The sequence below is a fragment of the Nonomuraea sp. C10 genome, assembly GCF_008017515.1.
GTDB lineage: Bacteria > Actinomycetota > Actinomycetes > Streptosporangiales > Streptosporangiaceae > Nonomuraea > Nonomuraea ferruginea.
Genome location: NZ_VPFF01000001.1, coordinates 2,029,580 through 2,045,468 on the forward strand (window position 1 = coordinate 2,029,580; position 15,889 = coordinate 2,045,468).

A 15,889-nucleotide genomic window follows, 5' to 3' on the forward strand; every position below is an offset into this window, starting at 1 on the left:
GCCGCATTTGTCAGCGGGACCTGTTAGCTTCCTGCGAATGCGGATCCTGCACACCTCCGACTGGCACCTGGGCCGCTCGTTCCACCGCGAGAGCCTGCTCGACGGGCAGGCGGCGTTCGTCGACCACCTGGTGGAGACCGTGCGGGCCGAGCGGGTCGACGTCGTGCTCGTCGCCGGCGACGTCTACGACCGGGCGCTGCCGCCGGTCGACGCCGTCGCGCTGTGCAACGAGGCGCTGCGCCGCCTGCGGGAGGCGGGCGCGCGCACGATCCTGATCAGCGGCAACCACGACTCGGCGCGCCGGCTCGGCTTCGGCGCCGCCCTGATCGAGGCGTCGGGCGTCCACCTCCGCACCGACCCCGCCCAGGCGTGGGAGCCCGTGGTGATCGACGACGTCGCCTTCTACGGCATCCCCTACCTGGAGCCCGAGCTGGTCCGCCGCCCCTGGGAGCTGACCGAGCGCAGCCACACCGCCGCGCTCACCCACGCCATGGACCGCGTCCGCGCCGACGCCGCCCGCCACCCCCGCTCGGTGGTGCTCGCGCACGCGTTCGTGACCGGGGGAGCGGCCAGCGACAGCGAACGCGACATCAGCGTCGGCGGGGTCGCCCACGTCCCGCTGGCGGCCTTCGCCGGGGTCGACTACGTCGCGCTCGGCCACCTCCACGGCCGCCAGCGCATGTCCGAGACGGTCCGCTACTCCGGCTCCCCGCTGGCCTACTCGTTCTCCGAGGCGGGGCAGCTCAAGGGGTCCTGGCTGGTGACGCTCGGCCCGGGGAAGGAGGCCGCGGCGGAGTTCGTGCCCGCGCCGGTGCCGCGCCCCGTCGGCCGCCTCTCGGGCCGGCTCGACGACCTGCTCACCTCGCCCCGGTACGAGAACGTCGAGGATCACTGGCTGCAGGTCGTCCTCACCGACCCCGTACGGCCGCGCGCCGCCATGGACCGGTTACGCGCCCGCTTCCCCCACACGCTGGCCCTGTCCTTCGAGCCGGAAGGCGAGCGGGCCGCGCCCGCGCCGGCCAGGCTGCACGGGCGGCCGGAGGCGGAGGTCGCGCTCGACTTCGTCCGCGAGGTGCGCGGCGAGCCTGCCACACGCGAAGAGCAAGAGCTGCTAAGACGGGCCATCGAGGAGTCGAGGGTGAAGGAGACGATGGCGTAGATGCGGCCGCACCGGCTCTCGCTGACGGCGTTCGGGTCCTTCCCCCGGCCCGAGACGGTCGACTTCGACGCCTTGACCGAATCGGGTCTGTTCCTCGTGCACGGGCCGACGGGGGCGGGCAAGACCACCGTCCTCGACGCCCTCTGCTTCGCCCTCTACGGGCAGGTGCCCGGCCAGCGCAACAGCGCCCGCAGCCTGCGCTGCGACCACGCCCCGCCCGGGGCGGGGCCGTCCGTGACGCTCGAAGTGAGCATCCGGGGCCGCTTACTCCGCATCCACCGCTCCCCGGCCTGGCAGCGGCCCAAGCTCCGCGGCACCGGCTACACCGAGGAGAAGGCCAAGGTCATCGTCGAGGAGCGGCGCGGCTCCGGCTGGGCCGGGCTGACCACCCGCGCCGACGAGGCGGGCGACCTGGTGGGCGGGCTGCTGGGGATGAACGCCGACCAGTTCTGCCAGGTGGCGATGCTGCCGCAGGGCGACTTCGCGCGCTTCCTGCGCGCCGACGGGCTGGAGCGTCGCAAGCTGCTGGAACGGCTGTTCACCGTCAAGATCTTCACCCAGGCCGAGGCGTGGCTGGCCGAGCACCGCAAGCAGGCGTTCCGGTCGCAGCAGGAGCTGCGCCAGCAGGTGGAGTACGCCGTCCACCGAGTCGCCGAAGCCGCCGGCCCCGCCCTCCTCCACCCCACCCCTCCTGAGCCCACCCCCGCCCCTGCCGGGTTCCACCTCACCTCGGCGGAGAACGCGACCGGTTCCACTCCGCCGGGCGTCAGGTCCGTTCCGACGGAGAGGGCTGCTTCGCTGGAGGCCGGTGTCGCTCCTGAGCCGCCTGCTCCGGAGGAGGACCCGGTGTCCTGGGCGGGTCTTCTCCTGAAGGCCGCCGAGGCCGCCGTCTCCCGCGGCGCCGATGACCAGGCCGAGGCCGAGGAGGCGTGGCGGGCCGCGACCGGGCGGTTCGACCGGGCGTCCGCTCTCGCCGAACGGCAGCGCCGCCACGCCGAGGCCCTGACCCTGCGCCGCACCCTCGACGAGCGGGCCGAGGAACGCGCCGAGCTTCAGGCCATCCTCGACGACGCCCACCGCGCCGGCTCCGTCGTCCCGCTCATCGCCGCCGCCCGCCAGCGCACGGAAGCCGCGGCCAAGGCCCGTGCCCTCGCCGCCGACGCCCTGGCCCGCGCGCGGCCGATCCTCCTCCGTACCCCCGGGGGCCTCGCCGAGCCGTCGCAAGGGGACGTCTCCGTGGCCGGGTGGGTGGCTCCCGAGCGGCTCGCCGTCCTCGAAAGGGAACGCCGGAGCGAGATCGCCCGCCTGTCCGAGCTGCTCACCGAGGAAGCACGGCTGCTCGTCGTAAGGCGGGACCTCAGCCGGCTGGAGGAGGAGCTGACCGCTCTCGGACGCGAGGACGTGCAGGTGGGTGAGCGGCTGGCCGACCTGCCGGCGCTCATCGAGGAGGGCGAGCGGAGGCTGGCCGGGGCGCGCGCCGCCGCCGCCCGGATCCCGGCGGTCGAGGCCGTACGAGAGGTCGCGGCCCGCCTGATCGAGACCGATCGGGAGCTCGCCCGGCTGGCCACCGAGCTGGAGGCGCTGGGGGAGCAGGAGGCGGAGGTCGCGGCCGCCGAGGCGGAGCTGCCCGAGCGGGTCGCCGAGGCCGCCGCCCGGCTGGCGGAGGTGCGCGCCGAGGCGGCGGGCATCCCGGCGGCGGCGGCCGTCCTGGACTCGGCCCGCACGACGCTCGACCAGGCCCGCCGCCGCGACGCGCTCGCCGCCGAGCTGGAAGCCGCCAGGGCCGTGCACCAGGAGGTCGTCGACCGGGCACAGAACCTGCGCGAGCGCTGGCTCGACGTCCGTCAGGCCCGCATCGACGGGATGGCCGCCGAGCTGGCCCGCGACCTCGCCGACGGGCGGCCGTGCACGGTCTGCGGCTCCGACCACCACCCGCACCCGGCGTCCCCTGCGCCCAGCGCGCCCTCACCGGACGACGAGCTCGACGCCGAGCGCGAGCACGAGGCGGCGGTCGCCGAGCGCGAGTCCGCCGAGCGGGTGCTCGCTTCCCTGGACTCCCGCCACGCCGACGCGCTGGCCGCCACGGCGGGGCTGGCCGTCGAGGACGCCGAGGCCGGGGTGGAGGAGGCCGAACGGGAGCTGACCCGCCTCCGCGAGGTCGCCGACCGCGAGCCGCGCCTGGCGGCCGAGCTGGAGCGGGCGGAGGCGGAGCGCGAACAGGTCCGCGACCGCGCCCGCGAACTGGGCGAGACCCTCGCCGCCCACCGCACCCACACCGCCCACCTGCGAGCCGAACGCGCCCGCCTCCACACCCGCCTCACCCTGCGCGACGTCATCGAGAACGCCGCCCCACGTCACCTTGAGAACGCCACACAGCACCCGGACACCTCCGACGAGGCAAGAGGCCTCGATCAGGAGAACCTGCGTGGGTTGGCGGATGGCGAGGAGGTCCGGCAGGAGGACGTGCGTGAGGCGTTGCGCCTGCTGGATCGGGAGGTCGCCCGGCTGCGGGAGGTCGCCGGGGAGGAGGGCGCGCTGGTCGCGGAGGTGACGCGGCGCGGGCGTGAGAGGGAGGCGCTCCAGGAGGAGGCGCGGCGGGTGGCCACGAGGCTGGCCGCCGGCCGGACCCGCCAGGAGGAGCTGAGCGCCGATGCCGCCCGGCTGGGCGCCAGGCTGGACGAGGCGCGCGGCGACGATCCCACGATCACGGCCCGGCTGACCAGGCTCACCGACGAGGCCGAACTGCTGGGGGAGGCGCTGGAGGCGACCAGGGCGGCCGTGGCCGCGGAAGGCGAGCGGGTCACGGCACACGACGCCGCTCAGGAGGCGGCGCGTGAGGCCGGGTTCGCCGACACCGCCGACGCCTCGGCCGCCGCCAGGAGCGCCGCCGAGCTGGAGAGCAAGGCCGAGACGCTGCGCAGGCTGGACGACCAGCTCGCCGCCGTCACCGCCGTACTCGAGGACCCGGAGCTGATAGCGGCGGCCGCGGAGCCGGCGCCTGACCTGGCGCGGCTCTCCGCCGAGAGGGACGAGGCCGAGCGGGCCCGGACCGCCCTGGCCTCCGCCCGCGACCGGGCCGAAGCCAGGGCCGACCGGCTGGCCGAGCTGCGCGAGGAGCTGGCCGGATGCGTGGCCCGGTGGCGCCCCGCCGCCGAGCGCCACAAGCTGGCCGAGCAACTGGCCGCGCTGGCCGCCGGCACGTCCGGCGACAACCAGTGGAGCATGAGCCTGTCCTCCTACGTGCTCGGCGAACGCCTCCGCCAGGTCGTGGACGCCGCCAACGACCGCCTCGACCACATGTCCGGCGGGCGCTACCTGCTCCGCCACGACCTGGCCAAGACCGCCGGGTCCCGGTCGCGCTCCGGCGGCGGCCTGGGTCTCCGGGTGTTCGACGGGTGGACCGGGGTCGAGCGTGATCCGGCCACGCTGTCCGGCGGGGAAAGCTTCATCACCTCTCTGGCGCTGGCTCTCGGCCTGGCCGACGTGGTGACGGCCGAGGCGGGCGGCGCCGAGATCGGCACGCTCTTCGTCGACGAGGGGTTCGGCACCTTGGACGAGGACACCCTCGACGGCGTGCTCGACATCCTCGACGGCCTGCGTGACGGGGGCCGCGCGGTGGGCATCGTCAGCCACGTGGCCGAGCTGCGCTCTCGCATCCCCGCCCAGCTCAAGGTGACCAAGACCCGCACCGGCTCCACCTTGGCGGCGACCACCGGTTAGGCCCCGTTCCCGCGGATCACCGTAATCGCTGATCTGCGACGATGTGGCACGTGCGGAAACGCGGCAGGCCAGGTGGGGCGGCCTGGACCCCGCGAATACCGCCGAATGCGACGTAACGGCCCAGACGGCTCCGTATACTCCCGCACGTCGTCGATCGGGAGGTCTGATCGTATGCGTGGCGCCGGGTTGACAGCCGTGCTCCTGGTCACCGCGGTCGCGGGATGCGGCGGTGCCCCCGAGCGGGCCGGCCCGCCGTCGCCCTCTCCCGCCGCCGCGTCGCCCACTGCGGTGTCGCCCTCCGCCGCGCCTTCGGCCTCCGTTTCCGGAGCCGGTTACGCGCGCGAGGGCCTGGTCGGGTTCCACGCGTCCAACCCGTTCCGGGTCGAGGTCCGTGCGGTCGAACGGCACGAGGAGCTGACCGTGCTGAGGATGGAGATCTCGACCACGGAGGACACCAAGACGCCAGGCGGGTTCGGGTACGACGGGCTCCCCGGACAGAGCGTCACCTTCGGCAGGTTCCGGCTGCTTGACCCCGTGGGCGGGAAGATGTACCTCACGCTGCGGGAGAAGTCCGGGGAGCGGGCGTTCGGCACCCGCCACGGCGACGGGTATCCCGAGGATTTCGAGCCGGGCGTGCGCTATCCGGTCGAGGTGTACTTCCCGCCGCTGCCCGGCGGTGTGAAGAGCGTCTCGCTCGTACCCGATCTGGCGATGGCCCCCACCACCGGCATCCCCGTCACCGACGGAGCCCCGCCGCCCGTCGCCAGGAAGCGCGGCGAGGGCGGGGAACACCAGTGGCCGGTGGTGCTCCCCGAGGGCGACCACTGGTCCGGGGTGTCCGGGCTGAACGAGTTGGTCGAGACCCCGGAGAAGACCACGTTCCAGGAAGGCGGCCAGGAGACCGTGGCGCTCCGCACCGACGTGCTCTTCGCCTTCGACGAGGCGACGCTGTCGGACAAGGCCGCGGCCGTCCTGGACGAGGCCGTCGCGGAGACCCGCGAGCGCGCCGACCCGGACAAGCCGCCCATCCTCATCGAAGGGCACACCGACAGCAAGGGCGGCGGCACCTACAACCAGCGGCTGTCGGTCGAGCGTGCCGAGGCCGTCCGCGACTACCTGGTGGCCGAGCTCGGCGGTGACTACACGTACAAGGCCGAAGGCAAGGGTGAGAACGAGCCGATCGCCAGGAACGAGAAGCGGGACGGCGGCGACGACCCCGAGGGCCGGGCCCGCAACCGGCGGGTCGAGATCTCGTACACGATCAAGCGGGATCGGCCGGACGTCACGGTCACCACGGGGACGGCGACGGACGTCAGGGGCTCCACCCGCGAGCCCGCCCCTTACCGGGCCGAGGCGGGGCCGGTCGTCGGTTCGCTGGAGTGGCCGCGCTCCGGGGGCCGGCTGCGGGTGGACTTCCACCCCTTCTACCGTGACGGGGCCTATCTGGTGGCGGTGTTCGACGTGGTGTCGGTGAAGGACCACTACATCCCGATACCCGACCCGTTCAAGGGGTTCGCCCACAACTTCTCGGCCGCGTCCGACTACGGGGCGTTCATCCTGGTGGATCCGGAGACCCAGGCGCGCTACCACCCGCTCAAGATGCACACCGAGTTCGTCGAGAACTCCGTGTTCGTCCTGGAGAAGGGTGAGGTCAACCGCTCGTACGTCTACTATCCGGCGCCCGGCGACGACGTCACGTCCATCACCCTGGAGGCGGCCGACCTGGGCGAGGTGAAGGACATCCCCGTGTCGTGACCGTCACAACTGGCCGGGGAAGAGCAGGGACAGCTCGCGCGGGTAGGCCGCGATCAGGCGCAGCTCGTCGTCCGTGAGCGGCCTGCCCGTCATCGCGTTGCAGAGCTGCACCAGCTTGAAGCTCAGGTCCTCGTCCGCCACCTCCGCCCCGAGCCCGTCCATCACGTGCCGGAACCCGGCCTTCCCGCCGTACTCGCCCGTCAGCACCACCCGGCCGTCGCGCGCGTGCCAGTCCTCCGGGAACGGGCCGAGCGTCGCCTCGTCGTACAGCTCGTAGTTGCCGTGGTCCTTCAGCGCCCCGTCGGCGTGGATGCCGCTCTCGTGCGCGAACGCGTTCCGCCCCACCCCGACCTGGTGGTACGGGAGAGGCTGGCCGAAGGCGTGGGCCGCCCACAGCCCGAACCTCCTGGCCCACGTCAGGTCCAGCGCGTCGCCGATCTCCGCGGCCAGCCCGAAGCCGTGCCGGAACGCCAGGATCGTCGACAGCAGGTCGGCGTTGCCGGAGCGCTCGCCGATGCCGTTGACGCAGGTGTTGATCCACGCGTCCTGGCCCGCGTCGAGGTCGCCGAGCGCGCCCGACACCGAGTTGGCCACCGCCATGCCGAGGTCGTTGTGGCAGTGCGTCTCCACCGGCAGCGCCACCGCCGAGGCCAGCTTGGCGAACCGCTCCCTGATCCGGTCAGGCGTGTCGCCGCCGATCGTGTCGCAGTAGCGGATCCGGTCCGCGCCCGCCTCCTTCGCCGCCAGCGCGAACTCCAGCAGGAACCCGTCGTCGGTCCGCGACCCGTCCTCGGCGTTCACCCCCACGGTCCGCGCGCCCGCCGCCTTTGCGGTGCGCACCGCGGCGGTCATCTCCCGGATGATCGCGCCCCGGTCGAGCCGGCCGCGGAACTTGTTCTGGATCATGTAGTCGCTGGTGGAGATCGACAGGTTGTAGTGCCTGAGACCGAGTGGCGCCGCCTTCTCCACGTCCGCCGCCACGCCCCGGCACCACCCGGACAGCCGCAGCTCGCCGAACGCCCCCGCCTCGGCCAGCGCCACCTGCGCCCGCACGTACGGGACCTCGTGGAACAGGAAAGGGAACCCGATCTCCGACTGCGCCACGCCGAGCCTGGCCAGATAGAAGTTGACCATGGTCTTGCCGAACTTCGACAGGCCGGTGCGCGCGGTCTGCACGCCGTCCCGGTTCGTCACGTCAAGGAAGTGAACTTTGGGCATGCAGCAACGTTGACATGTTCCTTCAATGTGTATCAATATTGATTTTCATCAACATATGGAGATGGGTGTGGAGTGGATCGACGCGGCCACGGCCGCCGACCGGCTGGGCGTCAAACGGGCCACCCTGTACGCGTACGTGAGCCGCGGGGTGCTCAAGCGGCGCCACGAGGGCCGCCGCAGCCTCTTCGACGCCGCCGAGATCGAGACCCTGGCCCGGCGGGGCAGGCCCCGGGGCCAGCCGCCCGAGCTGGTCATCGAGTCAGCCGTCACCGCTCTGGGGGCCGACCGCCCCTACTACCGCGGCCACGACGCCCTCACCCTCGCCCGCACCGCCGGCTTCGAGGCGACGGCCGAATGGCTCTGGACCGAGCACGCCTCCCCGGCCGGCCCAGAAAGCCCCCCCGGCCCCTCGGCCGACAGCCCCGGCACGGTCACGAAGGATCGTTCCGGGGTCGGAAGGGACGATCCCCCCGACCGGGAGCCCGGGACGGCGCCCACCTGGCAGGCCGACGCGGATGCCGTCCAGGCCGCCGTCGCCGCGCAACGCGGCCTCCCCGAGTCGCTCCTCCCGCTCGACCGCCTCCAGGTCATCACCACCGTCCTCGGCGCCACCGACCTGCTCCGCTTCCAGCTAGACCCGCCCTCGGTCACCGCCACCGCCCGCCGCCTCATCACCGGCCTCGTCGACGCCCTCCCGGTACTGGGCCCACCAGACGCCCATGACCCATCCAGGCCAGAGCCCGACGATGAGTTCAGCCGGCCCGCACCGGGATGGGCAGATGAGCCGGGACGGCCCGCACCGAGGTCGGGAGACGCGCCGGGACGGCTCAGACCCGGGTCGGGCGATGAGTCCGGCGGGTTCGGACCGGGACGCCGTGACGAGGGCGGGCGGCTCAGACCCGAGGTCGAGTGGCTCGGTGACGACGCTGGGCAGGCCGTGCCGGAACGCGGGCGGGGGGCCGGGCAGCGAGAGCCGGAAGCAGGCACTGCCGCGGAGAGCAGCAGTCCCGTGCCTCGCTCGATCGCCGAGCGGCTGTGGCCCCGCCTGACGCCGCACCCTCCGAGCCCGTCCCTGCTCCGGGCACTGGAAGCCGCGCTCGTTCTGCTCGCCGACCATGAGCTGGCCGCCTCCACGCTGGCCGCGCGGGTCGCCGCCTCCGCCAAGGCCGACCCGTACGCCGTCGTCATCACCGGTCTGGGCGTGCTGGGCGGCCCCCTGCACGGTGGCGCCTCCTACGCCGCAGAACGCCTCCTCGCCGAGGTCACCCGCCCCTCCGACGTGCCCCGCGTGATCGCCGACCGGATCCGCCGCGGCGAGCGCATCCCCGGCTTCGGCCACACCGTCTACAAGAACGGCGACGCCCGCGCCACCACGCTCCTCGACCTGGTGACGGAGGCCGCCCCCGGCCATGACCGGCTCGCCGCCGCCCGAGCCGTCCTGGCCGAGGCGCGCCGGCGACGGCTCCCCGAGCCCAACGTCGACTTCGGCCTCGCCACCCTCGCCGCCGTCGCCGGCATGACCTCCGGCGCGGGCGAGGCGATCTTCGCCGTCGCCAGGACCGCCGGCTGGCTCGCCCACGCCATGGAGGAGTACGCCCGAGGTTCCCTCCTGCGGCTGCGCGCCTCCTACACCGGCCCGCCGATCCCCAGACCCTGAACCCGGCCGCTCCGGCGCTCAGCCGGGCTGTTCGCCGGACCTGTCGACGTAGGCCGCCAGGGCCTTGACCCGGTCAGCGTGCTGGTCGTGGCCGACGATCACCGGAGGCTCGTTGTAGGGCATCGCGTCGGAGGAACGGCGCAGCTTGACGTACTGGCCGCAGGCGTCGATGGCGTACGGCTCCATGTCGTCCTGCAGCGCCCCGATCACCGTGATGCCGTAGGTCTCGCCGATCCGCCGGAACAGCGCCACCGCCTCCCGCCGGTGCTCCTTGCCCAGGTTGCGGCCCAGCTCGTCGAGCACCAGGCACAGGTGGCCGCCCCCGGACGAGGCGATGGCCGCCGCGCACACCAGCTTGACCGCCTTCTCGTCCATCAGGGCGGTGTTGGCCCGCCGGTTGTAGGGCACGAAGCCCTGGCCCTCGCCGCGGCGCCACTTCGGCGTCACCCGCCACTGCCAGCGCTGCTCCGGGTCCGCGGGCGCGGGCGGCACCGGGAACTCCAGCGTCGCCCCGTAGCCGCCGTACGAGACGTCGAGCTTCTCGAACTCCTCGGCCACCCGCTCCAGCCTGGCCTTGATGGCGGCCGAGAGCGCCGCCCGGTGCACGGCGGTCGACTGCGCCGCCTCCTCCGCGCCCTTGTCGGCCGCCGCGAGGTCACGTTGCCTCGACACCAGCTGCGCCTCGATCTGCCTGCGCTGGTGCTTCTCGTACTCCTCCTGGCCGCGCAGGTAGGAGGCGAGCGCGCCGCACACGCCCGCGAACGTCGCCTGCTCCCGCGCCGCGCTGCCGCCCCGCTCGGCCAGCAGGAACCGCAGCTCCTCCGGCACCTCCGCGTCCTCCTCGGGGAACGTGTCGCGCAGCGCCTGGTCGAGCCGGCGCTCGGCGACCCGCCACCACTCGTCGGCGGTGCGCGGGCGCTCCTCCTCGGGCAGCTCGCCCAGCCATTCGGCGGCCGACTCGGCGGTGCCGCCCCATTCGGCGGTCAGCGCGCCGAGCTTCAGCGCCTCCCGCTCGGCCGTGACCCGCGTCTCCTGCTCGCGGGCGCGCGCCCGCTCGCCGTCGAGCTGCCGGCGGCGGCTCTCCAGCCGCTCGATCTCCAGGTCTCTGGTGCGGGCGCGGAAGTCGAGCGCGGCGGTCTCCCGCTCGGCCTCCGCGACCCTCGGGGTCAGCTCCTCCAGGGCGGCGGCCAGCTCGCCGAGCCTGGCGCGCTGCCCGGTCAGCCGCCGCTCCAGCTCCTCCAGCCGCACGCCCGCCTTGGCCCCGTCGAGCCTGCGCTGGGCCAGCGTCACCGTCTCCTCGGCGTCGCGCACGGCCTCGGCGGCGGTGTCCTGAGAGTCGACGGCGCGGTTGAGGCGCTGCTCGGCGGCCTTGATGCGGGCCTCCCTGCCGGTCGCCACCCCGTCGAACGCCCCCACCACGCTCACCCCGGCCGCGCTGACCAGCACGGACCCGGGCAGCTCGCGCAGCGCCTCGGCCGCCTCCGTCAGCCGGCCGGCGTCGACGATCACGGCGTGCTCACCGGGCCAGTTGCGCAGCTCGTCCAGCGCCAGCCCGCCTCCCGCCGCGCCGCCGGTGACGCCGGCGGCATCCGCCAGGCTGCCGGTCCTGCCGCCGGCGGACGCACGGCCGGAGGTCGAAGGCGGGGCGCTCGTGGCGTGGTCGCGGGCCTGTTCGGCGACGTCAAGGGCGTCCAGCAGGCCGGACGCCGGGACACCCGCCCCGGCGAGTGCGTCGAGCTGGGCGGCGGCAGGGCCGCCCTCGGCGTCGTCCAGCGCCGCGCGGGCCGAGGCCACCTCCTGGTCGGCCACGCCCAGCGCCTTGAGCGCCTCGTTGAGCCGCAGCCGGGACTCGCGCAGCTCGCCCTCCGCCGCGGGCACGTCGCGCCCGTCGGCGAACCTGCGTGTCTCCTCCAGCGCCGGGATCCGGCCGCGCAGCTCGTCGGCGGAGTTCTCCGCGACCGCACGGTCGGCGTCGAGCTTGGCCGCCCGCGCCTGGAGGGCGGCCAGCTCCTTGCGCGCCTCGGTGACGCGCCGGTCGAGCGTGTCGTCCTTGAGCGTGGCGATCTCCGCCTTGACCTCGGCGATCGCCTCGGCCGCCGTCTCTCCCGCCGCTTGGTGCCCGGCCAGCTCGGCGGCCAGCGCGGAGTCCTTGGCCGCCGCGTCGGCCAGCTTGCGCGCCTGGCGCCCCTGCCAGCACCGCAACGCCCCGGCCAGGCCCACCCTCGCCTGGTCGCGCCGGTCGAACGTGGACAGCAGCGCCCGCGACTCGGTCTCGAACTCGGCCAGCCGCTCCGCCGCCTGCGCCGCCCGCACCCGCTTGGCGTGCTCGTCGCGCCGCGCCTCCCGCTCCTGCTCCAGCTCCGCGTCGAGCCCGGTCAGCGCCGCGATCGCCTCGAACACCCGCTCCGGCGAGATCTCGTTGAGCGGCTGGGACAGGAGGTTGGTGGCCACCTTGCTGCGCACGCTCGTCGACAGGAACGACACGCACCGCACCCGGTCGCCGTAGAGGACCTTGGTGAGGTCGCGGGCCACGACGTCGCGCCGGCCCGCCGAACGGGGCAGCGACGCCCAGATCTCGTCGGCCCGCGCCACGCGTTCGGCCTCCGACGGCGCCGCCGCCAGCCGGACCCCCTCCCGCCAGCGGATCTCCAGATGCGGAGCTTCCTGGTTGACCCGCAGCCAGACGGTCAGCGGCGCGTCGGGCCGCCCGGCCACCCCGAACAGCTCGCCGTCGTCGTCGCCCGGATCGACCGTGTAGGCGTCGAGGCTCTCGGTGCCGGCGGCGGGCGCGAACACGCCCACGATGTAGCCGTGGCCGGCGCTCGCCCACTGGCGCGCGCCCGCCCCGCTGGCCAGCTCCGCGTTGAACAGCAGCTCCGACACCGTCTTGGCGCCCGAGGCGAACCGCCACTGCTCGTCGCCGAGCAGCGCGGTGATCGACGCGATGAACGACGACTTGCCGGCGCCGTTGGAGTCCTTGGGGCCCGCTCCCGCCACGACGATCAGCGTGCCGGGCACGACGGGCACCGGATGGGTGGACAGCCGGGAGATGTTGACCGCCTGCACGGCGACCAGCACCCGATCTCCCACGACGTTCTCCACCTGCGCCACCACTACCCCCGTTTCCTTCGGTCGGCCGCCCCGGTCATCGGGCTGCCCTGCGTGCTCGTACGGCCACCGCCAGCGGCGTGTCGGGACCCGCCGCGAGGATCAGCTCCTCCTGCAGCCGCCTGCGCGCCTCCGGCGTGAGGCGGTGGAACTGCGGGCCGGGGACGTAACCCCCGGCCTCCTCGCCCGCCTTGACCTGGGTCACCAGCCCCGCGTGGCGCAGCGCGCGCAGCGCCGACTCCAGCTCGCCGATCGGGAGCTGGGTGTGGCGGCGCAACTCGTCGACCGGGGCCGGGTGCGGCGACAGCCACGAGTCTTCGGGCAGGAGGCCCTCGGCGCGGGGGATGGCCACCGAATGGACCAGCACCAGGGTCAGCACCGCCCGCTCGCTCTCGCCCGGCCCCCCTCCCGGCGGCTCGTCGCGTACGAGCTCGTCGGCGTAACCCGAGATCCAGCGCTCGCGCTGCTGGACGAGCGTGCGCCCGCGGCGGGCGAGCATCTCGGTGAGGGTGCGCCGCAGCGCCGGGTCGCGCAGCGCGGCGAACCTCGCCTCCTGCACGGGCTCGGCGGCGTGCTCCACCACCATGAAGGCGGACACCAGCTCGGCCCTGCGACGCTCGTCGTAGCCGCTCAGCAGGTCGTCGAACTCGGCCACGCCCGGCTCCGCCCGGCTCCCCGCGCCCTGGTCGGGAGCGGCGGGCTCCGGGAGGGCGGCGGCGACCAGGCCCGCGTCGGGGACCACCGGCACGGCGCGGCGCTCCGGCTCGGGGATGCGGCGCACCAGGTCTTTCAGCACCGCGTGGGACTCCACAGGCCACAGCGCGCACCGCGGGCCGAGCGAGACGATGCCGCCGGCCACCACCACCCACGCCGAGTCGTGCAGCCGGCGCAGCGCCCCGATGGCCCAGTTGCGCATGAGGTCGTCGGTGCGGCCGATCAGCGCGCGGTAGGTGTCGAGCACCCGCTCCAGCGGCGCCGGCTCACCCGGCCACGGGTCGGCCGACTGGTCGGCCCAGCAGCACTTGAGCACCGCCGCCAGCACCCGCCGGGTCTCCCCGGCCCGCTCCACCGGCATGGGCGGCACCTGGTGCTCCTCCAGCAGCGACGGCGTCACCCCGTCGGGCCACACGGGCAGCGCCACCCCCGAGGAGTCCGGGCCGCTCAGCCTGGTCATGCCCGCGGGGGCCGGCGCGCCGGGCCCGAGCCGCAGCGGGCCCTGCGCGCGCGCCCGCGCGTGCGCGGCCTGATCGGCGGTCACGGCGTACGCTCCAGATGGCCGTGGGAGAGCCAGGACGGCTCGCGGGACGGGTCGATCGTCAGCCCGTCCGACCAGGCCAGCCGGTAGGGCAGCTCCGGCCGCAGGTCGACGGTCGTCAGGTCGGCGAGCACCCGGCGGGCCGTGGCCCAGTCGGGGCCGAGCAGGTCGGCCAGCGCCACCCGCGACTCCCCGCCCAGCAGGGACTCGGCCAGCTCGCGCAGCCGCTCGACGGCCGCCTCCCGCGCGGCGCCGAGCGAGCCGTCGGGGCCCGGGTCGGGCAGCGTGGAGCGCGGCGGCGTGGGCTGGGCGGGCGCCGGCCGCGGCGCCTCGTCGACGGCGCGGGCGATCGCCGCCGGATCGTGCCACGGCGCCGGGGCGTCGAACACGAACCCGTCGAGCACCGCGGCCAGCCGCTCCTTGGTCGCCGTCTGGGCGAACGTGCGCCACGTCTCCGTCGGCAGCAGCGTCAGGTTGCGGGTGGTGCCGGCCGAGTCGGCCAGCCGCCCGGCCGCGCGGCGGGAGGCGTCGCTGTAGGCGTAGATCGCCGCCCGCAGGTCGGTGCAGACCCGGTCGAGCTCGGGCCAGCGGGTCAGGATCGTGCCGTGGACGCTCTGCGCGCGGCGGGCGATCTCCTCGGTGCCCCACAGCTTGGGGGCCTGCTCGCGCAGCTCCTCGATGGTGCCGGTGGTGAGCGTGATCAGCTCCAGCGCCCACAGCCGGAACGCCCGCGCCAGACCGGCCGCGCTCTGCCGGGCCTCCTCCATCGTGGTGCGCGGGTCGGCGACGTTGAGGTCTTCGAGGGCGAGCAGCCGGTGCATCTCCGACTGGCCGCCGTCGTCCATCATCCGCCGGATGAACATCAGGCCGACCACGCTGGTGAACGACGCGCGGTAACGGAGCTGGTTGGGCTTGGGGAACACCTCGCGGATCGCGCCCAGCCCCTTGAGCACCCGCAGCCGGTTGTCGAACTGGTCGGCCGGATAGGCCCCGCAGGCCAGGCGCATCTGCTCGTGCGTCAGCCACTCCTCGCCCGCGTCGGCGAACGCGGCGAACAGCGTCTCGGCGATGTCGACCAGCACGGGGTCGTCGACCACCGCGCCGCTGTCGCGGGCCAGCGCCGCGAACATCCGGCGGTAGGTCGACAGCACCGCCTCATCGCTGAGCGCGGCGTCGAGGGTCAAGGGCTGCTCGGGCACGCGCACTAAGGTACGGCCTCCGGCCGACATTCTCCGCCGCGACCGGTCCGCCGCGCGCCGGGGGAGCGGGATGAGAGGGTGTGAGGTCGTGGGGGAACGGAAGAGCTGGGGCGTCGACCAGGTGCGGGCGCTGCTCGACATCGCCGAGGGCAAGGGATCCGACCGCGAGGAGGCCGAGAGCGCGGCCGCCCTGGCGGCCAAGATCCTCTACCGGATGGGGCTGGACGCGGACACCGTGCGCCGCGACGCCGCGAGCCCCGTCGGCACGTGGCGGCTGCCGATCGACACCAGCGGCGGTCACCACGTCGAGCGGGCCGAGGCCGTCTGGCTGGTGAGCAGCGCGCTCGGCTGCATGGGCTGCCACGAGGGCGGACGCCGGCGCGACCGGGTCTCACACGTGCGGCTCGTCGGCCCCGTGGAGGTGCTGAAGTCGCTGAAGATCCTGCTGCCCTCGGTGCTGATCCAGATGGAGCTGCGGTTCGGTCTCGCCTGGCGGGCCGAGCGGGCCAGGCATCCCGGCCTGCCCGCGCAGCTGCTGCGCCGCAAGCGGACGCTGTACCAGCGGGGCTTCTACCGCGGCTTCGGCACGGGCCTGGCCGACAAGATGCGGGCCCGGGTGCGGGAGGTCGCCGACGAGGTCTCCGGCGGCGCGGGTGAGCTGGTGCTGGCCGGGCGCGAGGCGGCGGTGCGCGCGGAGTTCGAGCGCTGGGACACCAAGCCAGGCGCGTCCTCCTTCTACGACGAGACCGGGTTCGAGCGCGGCCGGGAGGCGGCCATGACAGCCGACCTCGATGACAGGTCGATCAGCTGAGCAGGAT

9 protein-coding genes are annotated in these 15,889 nt (G+C 74.5%); 5 read left to right on the forward strand and 4 right to left on the reverse strand.

Annotation, left to right across the window (positions count from 1 at the left end; translation table 11 throughout):
* Positions 1 to 37: 37 nt before the first annotated feature.
* The 3 genes from FR742_RS09090 to FR742_RS09100 all read left to right on the forward strand — a co-directional run bounded on the left by FR742_RS09090 (position 38) and on the right by FR742_RS09100 (position 6,634).
* Positions 38 to 1,159 (forward strand): exonuclease SbcCD subunit D, encoded by a 1,122-nt coding sequence (locus FR742_RS09090; RefSeq protein ID WP_148030540.1) that lies wholly within the window; start codon positions 38 to 40, stop codon positions 1,157 to 1,159.
* Positions 1,160 to 4,879 carry an AAA family ATPase gene (locus FR742_RS09095; protein WP_148030541.1) on the forward strand — a complete coding sequence of 1,240 codons (3,720 nt, stop codon included), beginning with the start codon at positions 1,160 to 1,162 and terminating at the stop codon, positions 4,877 to 4,879. It begins immediately after the preceding gene.
* A 195-nt stretch (positions 4,880 to 5,074) separates the two neighbouring features.
* The gene (locus FR742_RS09100; protein WP_261808849.1) at positions 5,075 to 6,634 is read left to right on the forward strand and encodes an OmpA family protein; all 1,560 of its coding nucleotides are present in this window, start codon (positions 5,075 to 5,077) and stop codon (positions 6,632 to 6,634) included.
* 3 nt (positions 6,635 to 6,637) lie between these two features.
* Here the strand turns inward: FR742_RS09100 and FR742_RS09105 are convergent, their stop codons facing one another.
* A complete protein-coding gene (locus FR742_RS09105; RefSeq protein ID WP_148030543.1) occupies positions 6,638 to 7,852 on the reverse strand; it encodes a LeuA family protein in 1,215 nt (404 codons plus the stop codon).
* A gap of 61 nt (positions 7,853 to 7,913) precedes the next feature.
* Between FR742_RS09105 and FR742_RS09110 the strand changes: the two genes are divergently transcribed.
* Positions 7,914 to 9,509, forward strand: coding sequence for a citrate synthase (locus FR742_RS09110; RefSeq protein ID WP_261808432.1), 1,596 nt, complete (start codon positions 7,914 to 7,916; stop codon positions 9,507 to 9,509).
* 18 nt (positions 9,510 to 9,527) lie between these two features.
* On the opposite strand, the gene FR742_RS09115 is transcribed toward FR742_RS09110, so the two are convergent.
* From FR742_RS09115 to FR742_RS09130, 3 genes are read right to left on the reverse strand one after another with little or no spacing between them, the layout of a single operon-like run.
* Complete coding sequence (locus FR742_RS09115; protein WP_261808433.1) at positions 9,528 to 12,611, reverse strand: chromosome partitioning protein ParA; 3,084 nt, start codon at positions 12,609 to 12,611, stop codon at positions 9,528 to 9,530.
* A 43-nt stretch (positions 12,612 to 12,654) separates the two neighbouring features.
* Positions 12,655 to 13,875 carry a helix-turn-helix domain-containing protein gene (locus FR742_RS45665; protein WP_261808434.1) on the reverse strand — a complete coding sequence of 407 codons (1,221 nt, stop codon included), beginning with the start codon at positions 13,873 to 13,875 and terminating at the stop codon, positions 12,655 to 12,657.
* Positions 13,872 to 15,071, reverse strand: a complete 1,200-nt coding sequence (locus FR742_RS09130) for a hypothetical protein (protein ID WP_261808435.1) — start codon at positions 15,069 to 15,071, stop codon at positions 13,872 to 13,874. Before FR742_RS09130 ends, FR742_RS45665 begins: the two co-directional genes overlap by 4 nt.
* An 88-nt stretch (positions 15,072 to 15,159) precedes the next feature.
* Between FR742_RS09130 and FR742_RS09135 the strand changes: the two genes are divergently transcribed.
* Positions 15,160 to 15,882 carry a hypothetical protein gene (locus FR742_RS09135; protein WP_148030545.1) on the forward strand — a complete coding sequence of 241 codons (723 nt, stop codon included), beginning with the start codon at positions 15,160 to 15,162 and terminating at the stop codon, positions 15,880 to 15,882.
* Positions 15,883 to 15,889: the final 7 nt, after the last annotated feature.

Excerpts from the sequence above, each read along its gene's own strand:
- FR742_RS09110 (WP_261808432.1), top strand. The coding sequence starts at position 7,914 with ATGGGTGTGGAGTGGATCGACGCGGCCACGGCCGCCGACCGGCTGGGC.
- FR742_RS09090 (WP_148030540.1), top strand. The coding sequence starts at position 38 with ATGCGGATCCTGCACACCTCCGACTGGCACCTGGGCCGCTCGTTCCAC.
- FR742_RS09095 (WP_148030541.1), top strand. The coding sequence starts at position 1,160 with ATGCGGCCGCACCGGCTCTCGCTGACGGCGTTCGGGTCCTTCCCCCGG.
- FR742_RS09105 (WP_148030543.1), bottom strand. The coding sequence starts at position 7,852 with ATGCCCAAAGTTCACTTCCTTGACGTGACGAACCGGGACGGCGTGCAG.